This is a genomic window from Trinickia violacea (assembly GCF_005280735.1).
GTDB classification, from domain to species: domain Bacteria; phylum Pseudomonadota; class Gammaproteobacteria; order Burkholderiales; family Burkholderiaceae; genus Trinickia_A; species Trinickia_A violacea.
On the sequence record NZ_CP040078.1, the window covers coordinates 223,562 to 236,575 of the forward strand.

General features: G+C 64.2%; 7 protein-coding genes and 1 pseudogene. 2 read left to right on the plus strand and 6 right to left on the minus strand.

Annotated features, from left to right (window positions below):
• Nucleotides 1-520: 520 nt before the first annotated feature.
• Nucleotides 521-1,126: a DUF1345 domain-containing protein gene (locus FAZ95_RS23020; protein WP_254700264.1), complete on the plus strand. Its 606-nt coding sequence runs from the start codon at nucleotides 521-523 to the stop codon at nucleotides 1,124-1,126.
• A gap of 19 nt (nucleotides 1,127-1,145) precedes the next feature.
• Nucleotides 1,146-1,469: pseudogene (locus tag FAZ95_RS23025) on the plus strand (response regulator transcription factor); the annotation flags it as partial.
• A 288-nt stretch (nucleotides 1,470-1,757) separates the two neighbouring features.
• On the opposite strand, the gene FAZ95_RS23030 reads toward FAZ95_RS23025, so the two are convergent.
• The 6 genes from FAZ95_RS23030 to tssK form a co-directional block, all read right to left on the minus strand.
• A complete protein-coding gene (locus tag FAZ95_RS23030) occupies nucleotides 1,758-3,395 on the minus strand; it encodes a protein kinase domain-containing protein (protein WP_137334844.1) in 1,638 nt (545 codons plus the stop codon).
• Between the two features lie 174 nt (nucleotides 3,396-3,569).
• On the minus strand, nucleotides 3,570-5,339 hold the full coding sequence (locus FAZ95_RS23035) for a hypothetical protein (protein WP_137334845.1): 1,770 nt from the start codon (nucleotides 5,337-5,339) through the stop codon (nucleotides 3,570-3,572).
• Between the two features lie 131 nt (nucleotides 5,340-5,470).
• Entirely contained in the window at nucleotides 5,471-6,631 is a 1,161-nt protein-coding gene (gene tssA, locus FAZ95_RS23040) for a type VI secretion system protein TssA (RefSeq protein ID WP_175425730.1), read from the minus strand.
• Nucleotides 6,628-10,836: a type VI secretion system protein gene (locus tag FAZ95_RS23045; protein ID WP_137334847.1), complete on the minus strand. Its 4,209-nt coding sequence runs from the start codon at nucleotides 10,834-10,836 to the stop codon at nucleotides 6,628-6,630. The genes tssA and FAZ95_RS23045 overlap by 4 nt, the downstream gene beginning before the upstream one ends.
• A gap of 37 nt (nucleotides 10,837-10,873) precedes the next feature.
• Entirely contained in the window at nucleotides 10,874-11,626 is a 753-nt protein-coding gene (locus tag FAZ95_RS23050; protein ID WP_137334848.1) for a DotU family type IV/VI secretion system protein, read from the minus strand.
• A 22-nt stretch (nucleotides 11,627-11,648) separates the two neighbouring features.
• On the minus strand, nucleotides 11,649-12,980 hold the full coding sequence (tssK, locus tag FAZ95_RS23055) for a type VI secretion system baseplate subunit TssK (RefSeq protein ID WP_137334849.1): 1,332 nt from the start codon (nucleotides 12,978-12,980) through the stop codon (nucleotides 11,649-11,651).
• Between the last annotated feature and the right edge of the window lie 34 nt (nucleotides 12,981-13,014).

The window sequence follows — 13,014 nt, forward strand, 5'->3', positions numbered from 1 at the left end:
GCCGCGAAGGCCGACCGCCCCTCACCGACTTCCTGGCCAACTGGTTGTCCATGACGCTCCCCGTTCATGGCGCATGTGCGGGAAACTCTACTGGTGCGTTTCGTCCAGACTAGTCGAGCGGAAGCCGGAATTCAATGTCGGGTACAGAAAGTCCGCCTCTGGACCCGCATGGCCTGACCGTGGCCCAAATCGCAGGATTCATTGGCCGAAAGCGCGGACGAAAGCCGGGCGTCAGCACCCTTGACGGGAAGGGGGGCGTCGGAGCGCAGTTCGGCCGTAGCCGACGTCGGGGCACGCGCAATTCGCCGCAGTCCGCGATTCATCGGTGATGTTATGGTGACGGACCAGGCCAACGTCTGCACGTTGTTGATTTTCCAGCGGACCCACGCGGCGATTTTAGCGACCTGCCGACCGGTGCAACGCTGCGGCCCTCACCCCGTCACTTACTCGATCGGATTCGTATGGACGCTTCGGCGCGCATTCTTCGTTTTTTGAGCACCGTCCTCGTATTGTTATCGGCGTGGCCATCGGAATCATCGCGTACGTCATCGAGCCCTGGCATTTGCGGCCGATACAGCGGGCGCTGTTCGCATGGGACGTCGGCATGTGGCTCTATCTCGCCATGATCTGGGCACGGATGGTCAGTGCAAGCCCCGAAGAGGTACAGCGAGTGGCCGAGCGGGAAGACGAGGGGGCGACTGCGGTACTTGCGATCATCACTGCGGCGGCCGTTGCGAGCCTCGTGGCGATCGTGGTCGAATTGTCGGCTGCCAAGGGCTTGGGCCCGCGCCAAGCGAGCATCAACTACGCGTTGACAGGCGCAACGATGGTCGGCGCATGGCTGCTGATTCCCACTGTCTTCACCTTGCAGTACGCGCGGTACTACCATCAGGCCGGCGAGGATGGCGCATCGTTGAAGTTTCCCGAGCAGAGCCAGCCGCTCGACTACTGGGACTTTCTCTACTTTTCTTTCACGATTGCGGTGGCGTCCCAAACCTCCGATGTTTCGCTGTGTTCGCGCCGCGCGAGACGTACGGCATTGGGGCAGTCGATTTTGTCGTTTTTCTTCAACGCCGCGGTGCTGGGACTGTCGGTGAACATTGCGGCCGGGTTGCTGGGGCCCTGAGGCGGGGCCGTCCTCTTGCGTCAGCGACGCGATCCGCCGAGTCGCGAGCGGCAGCAATCCGGTCAGCCCGGTCATCGTGCGGCAGATACTCACGCGTCTGCGGCAAAGCGGCGCCGAAAGCAGCAAACCAAAAGTGGCGTCTGCGCCCTTGCTGTCCGCCCGCGAGAAGGAAGTGCTCGACTTGATCACCAAGGGCTTCAAGGCACACGAAATCGCGGAGCTAACGCAGCTGTCGCCCTTTACCGTGAAGACCTACATGCGGCGCATCTACAGCAAGCTCAACGTCACGTCGAAGGCGGAAGCCATTTATGAGGCCAGGACGCTGGGGCTGTTGTCTGACTGACCACGGGTACTGAGCACGCGCGCCGAACTCCTGCGCATCATGCAGGAGAGCATCGCAAACATCCTGCATCACACGCGCGCCAGCGAGATCCGCACGGGTACCGCCGCGTAGGTGGACGGCGTTCGTCATCATAGAGGACAACGGACAAGGGTTCGACGTGCAAAGCGTCGTTGGAGCGCGCCAGGGGGTGTCTACGACGTCGGTAGGCAAGCCCGCCGGCGCGCATCCATCGAGTCAGTTCTCAATTCCCCCAAAACGAAGGCCTCGTTGAGAGGCAGATTGCCCGACTCAACGGCGAAACCATTGACGAGATCCCTGGGGCTGATGCCGGCCGAGTGCTGCTTTGATAGTTTGCTCTGCGCCATCACACTCCCTCAAAAGCTGCCCTACGATCCGTCTATCTCGAGATGTGTCGATGCCGAATGCGTTGGCTTGATTGATTAGCTTCGCGACCTCCTCTAATTCCTTCCTTTTGCGATTGAGATCGGCCTCCTCCCGTAGCGCCTCGGCCTTTGACAGATTGGAATTTACACTTATACCCAAGCTCCCCCGAAAATGGCGCATCTTGTCGTTCAATTTGCTTTCCAGGGAACTCCGATCCATCATCACGCCGGTTGGCGGCGATTTCCCTGCCCTAAGCCACTTTTCTTCCCAGCTCTTTTTGCGCGCCCCAGAAGCAATCCCTTTCAGCACTTCCCTCGCTTGCTCGTCATCCAAAATACTGTCGTTCAAGAATTTATTGGACGAATGCTCATCGAGCGTTTTTTCACGCTCCAAGGGATTCTCGTTCATCATTCGCATCAATTGCCGTGTGTAATCCGTTTCCACCCCGTACTCGAACGGATTTTTATAACGACCCGGGGCGATGCCCTCGACCGGCCTGCCTATTTGACGGAAAGCGGTTGCGTTCGCGGTTAGCCCCTGGTTGGGTTGCGCCACAGCATGAAAAGCATGAGCGGCTTCCGCTGCATGAGCAATAGACGCGCCAAGACTAAATATGTCAGACGCCACTGCTCCCCTCGCCGCCAAATCCGGTCTTCCGCCATTCATCATCTCAGGAGCCAGGTATTCCACTGTCACCGCATTCCATCTTTCTCCCGATAACCCCGCACCTCCGAGATCAATGACGATCACCTCTCCGCTCGCCGAATCAACCACATAGTTCTCGGGCTTGATGTCGTTGTGCACCCAGCCCGCACCCTTCAAATATTGAATGACTTTGACATGACAGCGTCCGATGTATTGAATCGAACTCCAGTATTCCGCTGAGGATACGATTCCGAGGTCCCAGGCCTCCTTCAACCTGGACTGCATAGCGCGACCATCTGGCCCATCGATATGGTCCATGATGAAACCGATCTCGTGTTGAACCCCAAATCTTATATCGGCCCACCCCCAAACCTTGACCAAATTGGGATGTTCCCCGGCGGTTTCATAGAGTCTTTTGTAGACACGGTACTCGCGCTGACACTCTGTTTCCACACTACCTTTGTCATGTCCGCGAGCGGTCTTCGCGAACAGTTTTTTTCCGTTCGGCAACGACATCTTATGCGTGTTCCCTTGTGCTCCTTGCTTGCCCGTGCCGTCAAACAGTACGCCATCAAGCGATGGAGCGTTGGCATTCAATATTTCAATCCATGCGGTGGGAGCGAGATTGACTACCGCGCTGGGGCCTAGAATTCCAACTCCGCTAACACCCTGAGCCGCGCCACGGAAAGCGCGGCGCTCCGCGTTTATTGCCATCTCGAGCCTCATGATTTCCATGGCTTTCGATGTCCAGTTCGCCCGATCACGGCTGTTGATAATCGCCTCGATCGTGTCTAGCTGAAGAGCATTGGGATTTGCGTTGTACTGGTCTATCGCCTTGTTCAAAGCCAGTACTTCCTTAGATGGGAAGACACCAGTCGACAACTTGTTGAGTGGCATAGCAGCTCTCCATGTTTACGAGCGTTTCACGGTTTGAGAGTGATGCTGGGTTGAGCACAGGTTGATCGCGTAACTTTGACGAAAGCCAGGGAAGTCAGTGAGGTACCGCTTTTGCCGAATCATCGGCACGCGGTTCCATGCAGATCCATCATCTGGCTCCCCGCGGCAGCGACGTCACGTCAACGGACTGTGCGGATCGTTCGTCAAATGCACCCACGTGCCGCCGCGCCCAAGAAAGTTCGCTCCAGCGAGGTGATGTTTCGGGCCATAGCACTTCGTGCCGCCAATCCGGCAGTGCTCATGCGCGGCAGGGGTGCGCAACCATTCGGCGACGTTCGATTCCATCTCCCACCACACGTCGCTTTCCGCTTCTGTCCAGGCATAGCATTGGTTGGTCAGCACATGGACCATGCCGACGCAAGGCCCCGCGTAGCGGCTCACTTTCTCCATCTGCAACACGATTTCCGCCACCTTGGTCGACCAGGCCATGGCGTCGTTGCACGACTCGATGGCGGGCGGCGAGTTCTGGATCGACTCAATTGCCTTCGCTGCCTTCCCGAAATGCAGCATCAGCTTGGACATCACTTTCTCCACGCCGGCCGCGGCCTCGCGGATCTCGGTCGTGGCGTGCGCCTCGACGAGCTCGTGAGCGAGCAGATTGGACCTGATGGCGATGCCGTCGGAGCCCTTCAGCAGGTTGAGCCCCACCTTGTCGCCAACCAGCACCGCGGTGGTAATGCTGCTCGAGATGGCGCTTTGTCCCAGCTTGGTCAACGCGTTGGCCTCGCCGACGAACGGCACGAAGATCGAGCCGACAGCCAGCAGTTCGCTGATCAACGCCCCGGCTTTCTCGCTCCTCGTCCTGCGCGTATACCAGTGCTCCGCGCGCCTTGCCGCCCGCACGAAATAGCCGGGGCGGTCCACCTGCCGCCACACGGCGTCCAACAATTTGTTGAGACGTACGACGTGCATTTCGTCGGTGACGGGCCCCCCCACGGATACCCCCGCCCTGTCGCGCGTCACCACGTGCGTCGTCATGGTGGTCAGCCGATCCGCGCTGTAGTTCCGGGTGGCGTTGTTGGACGCGTGCATGCCGGCAATGATCTTGGCGCGACGCGCCTCCAGGTCGGCAAGAATCTCGCTGATCAGCACGGCGTTTGCATCGGCCGGCGCCGGCGGAACAGGGGGGAAGCTTGCCGGCAAGGTCCGCGTTGCCTCGGCGTGCCGCTTGAAGGGCATGGCATTCGGGTCGGCGAACGACGTCGCATAGCAAACGTTCTTGCTATCGCCGTGAGGGCAGCAGCGACCGTCGCCATGGTTTTCGAACCAGGTCTGCAACGCTGCGCTGATCTTGGCTTCCTCCACGCCCCATATTTTGGTGAGCTCCTCATACTGACCCAGATAGAAGATCAGCAGATCGAGCGACGGCAGCGTGTAGTTGCGCACCTTGTCGCTGTGATGGATGAACCGGGATACCGCCTTGGCATAGTTGATCGCATCTTCGCAGCTCACAAAATGGTGAGTCGTCGCGTTCTTGATTTCGTCGCCGATCGTTTTCATCATGCGGAAGTGATCGACCGCGCGTCGCAGCGAATCGCTGGCTTCCACGGTCAGGAAAGCACCCATCTCGGCGTCCTGCTTCGGCTTCGCACTGGGGAAATTCTTCAGCCAGTTACGGCTCGGACGGTTCAATTCCGCACCGATCTTCTCGATGATGTTCTTGAGCAGGTAGCTGCCCGCACCGAGGCCGATCAGTACGCCAAGCGCGAGGCCGCCCGTTGCGATGCTGGCAATGGTCACGCCGACGGCAACCGCCACGCCGGTGCCGATGCTGACCTTGGTTTCCGTGCCCATCTTCGCGAGGGACGTCTTCACCGTGTTGGACAGAAAGTGCGTGGTGAGGCCGGTATGGGCTTTCGACACGGATTCGAGCGCGTCGAGCATCATCATCCTGGCGGACCTATACGCTGCAGAAGGTGAGTAAGGCATGGGATCGTCCGTTTGAAAGTTGTGTTGATCGAGAAAATGGAGAGCTCACTTGTGACGGCACCACGGCGCCATCGCGCGCATGGCCGTCAATCGGCCCTAAGCATCAGGAAGTAGCGCTCCAGACTGCCGTCCGGTTGCACGATGTCCCGCATCAGGTCCGTCGGACTCATGCTTTCCCATGAAATCGCGCGATCGAGCAGATACGAGGTCGGGCTGTGCGGCTCCTGGCGCCGCAGATAGCGCGCGATGTCGCCGAGCAGGCGGTAGGCGTGGGCACGATCGGCGATCAGGTTGACGATGCTTGGCGGGAGTGACGTGATCACGGCATCGGTGACCGCATACGGCTGCATCGGGTCGCGCATGACCGGAGCCTCTACAACAGGCTGCGCCTCTTCCCGATATGCCTGGTCAAGCGCATCATCCAGCGCTTCGATAGCTGCCGCAGCCGCCGCCGTCGAAGGCACCTGCACCGCCCTCTCGCCGATCAGGCTGGTTGCCGCCCGCGAAAGGCGCGTCAGCACTTCCGCAACCCCTTGGAAGCCCGGTGCATATTCGCCAAGCCCAAGATCGACGCGCTGGGCCAGCCGGTCCCACGCTTCCCGTGCGACGATCGCGCGCTGCTGGAGCCGTGCCAGCGCGACGAGGTTATCGCCGCGCGTCACGTAGGTATCGACGAGCTCGCGAGTGAAGGTGCTGCCGCCTTCGACAACCGGCGCCGCCGCAAGCCGCTGGAACGCTTCGAGATTGAACATGGGCATCTCGGGCAAGTCGATTTCCATCAGCGGCACGTGCAACGACAGCACCCGCGCGATGGTCCTGGCGAACCACGCGAAAGGCGCCGCCCGCACTTCGGCGTCGCCGTCCTCGAGTTGCGGCCAGGCTGTTTCCCAATAGCGCTCGACGAGTCCCGTCATCACCTCGACGCCGGCCACGAAACCGTCGACATGATGCAGATGCGTCCACGCCTCGCACAGCCACGCCGCAAGCTGAAAATCCTTGCTTCGCGTGCGCAGCGCGTCGCCGCTCAGCGCAGCGACGGTCTTCCAGTCCGCTTTTGCAAGCGGGCGTTCCCAGTCGCCCATCGGCAGCGAGGCATCGTCCTCGTGCCGCGCCTCGCGAATCCGCGCGTAAAGCGCATCGCCGCGCAGCGACGTACCCGCGCCGCCGCCATCCGGCAAGGCGTCGAGATAGCGCTCCACGTCGACGGTGAAGTCCGGCTGGGTGTGCAGCAAATTCGGTGTGCTCATAGTGCGTTCCATTCGGGCGCGGAGGTCGGGAAGCTGCCGGGCCAGGGCAGTGGCGTCTTGCTGCCGGGTGCGCTCAGCGTGAGCCTGACGAACACTTCGCCGCGCGCCTGTTTCGGCAGCAGCGCGAGATCCGCGGCGTTCACCGTGCCCAGCGGAAAATCGAACTTGAGCAACGGTCCCGGCGCGCGTTCGCGTGCGAGCGTGTCGGCCACGCGCTGCTGCGAGATGAACGAAAAGAGCGCCCACGGGTCGGCGAATTGCCACGTCAAGGTGTGGCCATCGCTCGAGAACACGCGCTGCGCCGGATCGTCGGGCACCGTGAGCGGCGAGTCCTTCGCAAAGCGCAGGACCAGCGTGACGGGCACGCCGTACTCCCAGTGCAGCGTGGTGCCCGATGCATCGTTCAGCGACACGCTCTGCGCGCCGATCCTGAGCGTCCAGTCGATCACCTGGTTGGCCGCGATCTCGCCCGTGCGGTTCGCGCGGAAATCGACCCGCACGTCATAGCCCGTCGGCGCGCCGTCGTTGGCCGGATACAGCGGTGCGAGAAGCGCCGCCACCGGGTCGAACCGGTCGGCGAATTGACGCACCGACGCGTTGCCGCCGACGCCCCGCTCCGCGGCAACGTTGCGTGCCTGCTGCAAGATCTTGGCCGCGCGCTCGTATTGCCGCAGCGTCTGTCCAAGCTCGGCGAAGTCCACCGATGCATTGCCCGCGCCGCCCGCATTGCCCGCACTGGTTCGAACCGCAAGCCGCGCGGGAACGCCGAACGGCTGGTGCCCCGCGACGTTCTGGTTGAACGCCGACGCAAACGCATCCCATTGCTGGCGCAGCTCGGCGTTATAGCTCTGGCCGCAGCGCGCGAGCAGGCTGTCGTAGAGACGCATGTGCACCGAGGTGAAATAGTCACCCCCGCCGACGGCGGACGGCCGCGGCGGGAATCGCCCGATGCAGTCGCCCCCACGGAGGTCGCCCGCCACCGTCTGCACGAACTGCTCCAGCATCAGCAGGCTGCTGTTCGGATTCTTGAGCTGGTAGCGGCCCAGGTCGAGTTCGATCGCCTGCCAGCGCTGCGCCAGCGGCGACACCGCATCGGACGTGCTGAGCGCGGAGAGATAAGCCGCCGCCTGCTTGCCGAGCGTCGCGGCTCGTGCCGACTGCTGGTCGAGATAGATGCCCAGCTGCGCCGGGTCGGCGATCCCGAACGCCGCGAGTACGGGCGCAGGCGCGCCGCCGTTCGACACTGCGCCTGCCGGACGCGTCGCATACAGCTCGGCACGCGTCAGCGCATCGTCGACGAGGCGCAGGTGCTCCATCGCGTCGCGCGACATCAGCGCGTCGAGATCGGCGCCCTGCGTGGTCGCGTCCATGTCGGCGAGCGCCGCGCGGATCTTCACGAGCCGGCTGCGCGCGGCATCGAACTCGGCGCCGTCCGGCTCGCTCAGCGCGGGCGACACGGCCGCCGCCGCGGCCACCTGATCGATGATCAGACGGGCGAACTGCGCATCGAGCGCCTGTTCGACGACGGGACGCAGCGTGTCGGGCATCGCGCTCAGACCATCCGCCAGGAAGTGCTTGCGCGCCTCGGCCAAGGCCAGGGCCTGATCGAGCTGGGCACGGTCCCACGTCACGATCGAGCCTTCCGGTATCGACGGCAGCGGGAGGTCGCGCGGCACGACCATGAACGGCTGGTTCAGCAGCTTCAACAGACCGTCGCGCAGCGCGAGCCGCGCCGGCGAGACCGCATAGCGCGCCTCCTTGTCGACCCACACGACGCCGGCATCGGCGCCGCCGAAACGCAACGCCAGCTCGCTCCTGAACGCCTGATAGGCGTTGCCCGAACGCGCCCGCACGCGCGCCACGAGATCGGGGCCAAGCAGGCGGCTCTCCGCCGCACGCGCGAACGTGCGGTCGTACACCGGGCCCGGAACGAACTGCGTCTGCCTCATCCACCCGCCCTTGCCCGACGCCAGCAGATCCTGCTGCTTGCCGATGCCCGCCGCGATGGCGCGGTAGTCGCCTGTGAGCTGAGTAAAGTCCGCCTCGTTGCTGTCCGTCACCGACAGATTGCCGAGATGGCTCACGACCGAGCGTTCAGCATTCAGCAGCGGACTGTCCGCGAAGAGCCCATCGTCGAGCTGCTGCGCGCCTTTGTCGAACGTGCAGCGCAACGCCTGCTGCACGACGGGCAGATCGATGCCGCCCGCGCCGTCGGCGGCGTAGGCGTCGCTGCGATCCGGGTCGCGATAGAAGTACGGCAGGCTCCCCGCGAGGTTGCCCTGCAAGTCCGCACCGAATGCGTAGCGCACGGCGAGACGCAGCGCATCGGCATTGCCCGCCGACGGCCGCTGCAACCGCTGCATGGCCTGCAGCGCCGCATCGAGCTGATCGACCTCGCCCACGTAGCGCTGCAAGGCACGCATCGCGGGCGCATCCTCGACCGCCAGGCTGTCGGCGCCGCGCGCATCGGCACTCGCCGCCGCAGGCGCGGCGCAATCGTCGCCGACGATCAGCTGACCCGTGGCCGGATCGCGCGCGATACCGCTCAGCGTGCCGACGCGTTGGAGCATCTCGCGCTCCAGCGCCGTCACGACGATCTCGCCGAATTCGCGTTCGAAGCGCTGCCGGACCCGTTCATTGAGATCGTCGACGGCATTCCACGAGCCGGGCATAAAGACCGACCAGTCGATGCCGGCATGCAGCCGGTCGTTCACGCCGATCAGCGCAAGGGCCTTGCTTCGATACCAGTCGGCGGGCAGCTGCTGGCCGCCGTGCTCGGCCGAAGCGCGCTCCTGCGCGCTCTTCTGCAGTTCGCCGAGGGCCGCCACGAGCGCGGCATGGCGATGGCTCAACTGCACCGTCGCGACGGCGAGCCCGATGCCCCAGCCGCCAAGCAGCGCGAGCGTGCCCCAGTGCAGCGTGCGATTGACGAGCGGCCGCGCAAGGTGCTGGGTGCGCGACGGCCGGGTCAGGCCGTATTCGAGGAAGATCTTCTTGTCGAACAGGTCACGCAGGAAGGCCGGCTGCAGCATCAGGTCGTTGACCGGCGACGATAGCGGGTGCGCAGCGGCTCCCGGACCGGCGGGGTCCGCGTCTTCCTCTGCCGCGCCGGCATCCCCGCCGGCCAGATAGGGCTCCTCGCCCCGGCCGTAGGGATCGGAACCGGCATCCATCGCCGCGGCACCGGCCAGTGCGCTCGTGTCGACGACGGCGTCGCTGAGTTCGCCGGTGTCGCCCGTCAGGTAGATGCCGCGGAAGAAAAACGGCTCGTGGTACGCGCTCGGCCGCAGCAGCTCATCGACGTAGAGCTGCAACTGCGAGCGGATGGCGTCGATGCGCGCGGGCAGCAAGAGCATTTCGCGTGCGTCGAGATGACCCGTATCGAGCGTGAACAGCTCGGCGCTCGCATCCGACACGGCGCGTTCGATGCTCGTCATCGCGGTTTCGACCCAGCTCGCCTGGTAGGTCTCCGACAAGTCGTACGGCGAAGACCAGCCGAGCATGCTGGCCCGCAGCGGCTCGGGCAAGGCCCGTGCAAACGACGTGAAGCCCGCCAGCGACTCGCACCCCGTGACGACGACGTACAGCGCGAAGCGCATCGCGAAGCGGTTCTGCGCAAGCCATAAGCGCCGGTGCGCGAGCTTCGCGTGCCGCACGAGCTCGAGTCTCGCATCGGTGTCTTCGGCCAGCAGCATCGCGGCGGGCACCGTCACCACGACCGAATCGAACGGCCGCTGCGGCCGGTAGTTGCGGCACAGGCTCAGGAATTCGTCCCAGGGCTTTTCGTCGGTGTCTTCATCGGGCGAGCCCAGGTAGGCCGCCTTGATGTCGATCACAATGCCGCGATCGAAGAACTGCCACGCAATGCCCTGCGTCGCGGCCGGCGAGGCGGCCTCCGAACTCAGCACGCTCGCCACGCCGGACTGCGCGATCGGCAGCGCGGGCGGATCGTCGCCTTCGTTCAGCACGAGAATCCACGGCACGTTGTAGCGCTCGGCCCGCGACGCGATGTTGCCTTCGACCAATTCCACGGCCTGGCGAAACGCGTTGCGCAGCGAATCGGCGCGCATCCGGACGATCTTGCGATCGCCCGCCGCTTTGTTCTGCGCACCGTGCGCGGCGAAATACACGACGACGCCCAGCACCGTGCAGACGACCACGATGAGAACGGCCAGCGAGAGCAGGAACAGGTCGCTCGTCAGCATGCGCGTCCTCCGGCGGGTTTCAATGTGCGCATCGGGCTCATGAACTCACCCTTTCCACGCTGTCGCCGTGCAGCGCCTGGCGCACCGGCCACGACTGCCAAAGCCACAGCAGCTCCGAAACAGCGAGCAGCGCAACGGCCGCGAGCAGGGCCGTCACGGTCCAGCGGCTCACCGCACGCAGCTTGCGCGGCGCGATGTGCGAGATCGTATTGGCGTAAGCCGCTTGCGCCAGCAGGCGGTCGCGCCCGCCCAGGTCGGCGCGCCGCTGATAGATGAATTCGTAGAGCTCCTCGCGGAAGCTGCGCAATTGCGCGCCGGCGTCCGCGCCGCGAAAACGCCCCTGAAACCCCATCGCGAGCGCGAACAGAAAAAGCCGTGCGATGTCGCGGCGCGACGGCTCGCGATCCGACAGCAGCTGCTCGATCTTGCGAAACACGAGATCGCCGGCGACGTTCGTCCGATACAGCGCCGATTCGAGCAGGTGCGCCGTCCAGCATTCGCGGCCGATCCACGGCGTGTTGAGCAGCAGCTCGTCGGCGAGCACCGCCTTCAGATAGCGCGCATCGGCGAGGTTCTCGATATCGAAGCGCGTGCTGTCGCGGCGGGACTGCAAGGTCTGGATTTCCAGCAGATTCAGCAGGTGGCGGCTGACCCGCTGCGCCGCGAGTTCGGGCGTCGCGTCGGGCTCCTCGGAAAAGCGCCGTTGCGCTCTCACCAGTTCATCGACAAAGAGGCGGAACTGCACCATGACGATGTCGTTCTCTTCAAGTTCAAATGCGTTGCGTGCCATGTCAGGTCGTTTTCGTTAGTGATCAGCCCTTCACGAACAGCAGCATTTCCTGCGGCCGCTGCACGCTCGCACTCTCGTTCAGATTGCCGATCACGAGCGTCTCGCTTGCGTGCACGAGCACGGAGTCGGCGTCGATCTCGAACAGCAGATAACCGGACCCGGAGCGCAAGCCCAGTTCCTCCGCGTGGTCGACGACGCGCCGCTGCGCCCCGAGCACCCGGCGGTTGCGCAGCGACGGGTAGACCGATTGCGAACCGACGGTCGCACCCTCCATCCACGCCCGCAGATCGCGGTCCGACTGCCCCCGCAGCCCGACCACCAGCCGCTCGCCCACCCACTCGGGCTGCAAGCCGATCTCGAATGCGCCGTGGCGGAATTCGAATTTGCGCTCGCGGTAGCCTTCGCTCACCTCGGAGATCGCATCGCGCAACGCCCGCATCAGCGGCGTGAAGACGGCGAGGGGATCGGCGTGGTCGTAGTCGGGCGGCACCGGCGCAAGGCCGGCGGGCATCAGCATGCTCAGCGAGCCGCTCAGCGAGGCAAGCGCCAGGTACAGCGCGAGCGGATGCAGATGCGGCGTGCGCAGCACGGCTTCGGCGAGCGGCAGCCCGGTGAGCAGGCTGCGCAGCCGGTCCTTCAGTTCGAGCTGCGTGAGCCGGTCTTCGGTTTTCGATGAGGGAATCGCGGTCTGCCTCGCAACGAACGCCGCCTTGCCGCGCAATTGCCCGAGCAGTGCGGAAACGGTCGTCCAGAGCGGATTGTCACGGGCGATCTCGAGCAGCGGCGGCAAGCGCTCGCCCAGCCGCACCACCTCGTTGTCCCGGTACACCGAGCCGAGCCGCAGCGAGACATGCATCGCCGACGGCAGCTCCCCCGCTGCGAGCGCAAGCTCGGGAATGAGGCGCGGGATATCGGCGGGCGGCGCCTGCGACACTTCGTCGGCGACCGGCGCGCCGGCCGTCGAACGGAAGCGGCGGATCTCGCTGTCGTGACGCATCGATGCGGCGACGGGAAGCGTCAGATAGAAATCGATCGGCCCGTTCGCCAACTGCTCCGCGAACGGCTCGAGCGACAACTCGAGCCGCCCGTGCTGGTTCGACTCCGCCGAATACGATACGGCCGTGCCGTCGGACATGATCGCGTCGAGCGCCAGTACGCGCAGCACGCCGGCAGGCAGCAGCCCCTGGTCGAAGACGAGGCGGCGCACGCCCCAGCTGAACGGCGCGGCAGCCAGCGTCTGCCAAGCGACGAGCGAATCGACGCGCGCATTCATCAACTGGAAATGCTGCGGGGCAAGCAGCATGCCCTCGAACCATTCGACGCGGTCGACGACCGGTTGGACGCCCTCACTCATGGCCGTTGCTCCGCGGAGAGAAGGACGCACGCGA

What these genes read in the sequence shown, in the direction of transcription:
- FAZ95_RS23030 (WP_137334844.1), bottom strand. Translation starts at nt 3,395, where the DNA reads ATGCCACTCAACAAGTTGTCGACTGGTGTCTTCCCATCTAAGGAAGTA.
- tssA (WP_175425730.1), bottom strand. Translation starts at nt 6,631, where the DNA reads ATGAGCACACCGAATTTGCTGCACACCCAGCCGGACTTCACCGTCGAC.
- FAZ95_RS23045 (WP_137334847.1), bottom strand. Translation starts at nt 10,836, where the DNA reads ATGCTGACGAGCGACCTGTTCCTGCTCTCGCTGGCCGTTCTCATCGTG.
- FAZ95_RS23050 (WP_137334848.1), bottom strand. Translation starts at nt 11,626, where the DNA reads ATGGCACGCAACGCATTTGAACTTGAAGAGAACGACATCGTCATGGTG.
- FAZ95_RS23035 (WP_137334845.1), bottom strand. Translation starts at nt 5,339, where the DNA reads ATGCTCGACGCGCTCGAATCCGTGTCGAAAGCCCATACCGGCCTCACC.
- tssK (WP_137334849.1), bottom strand. Translation starts at nt 12,980, where the DNA reads ATGAGTGAGGGCGTCCAACCGGTCGTCGACCGCGTCGAATGGTTCGAG.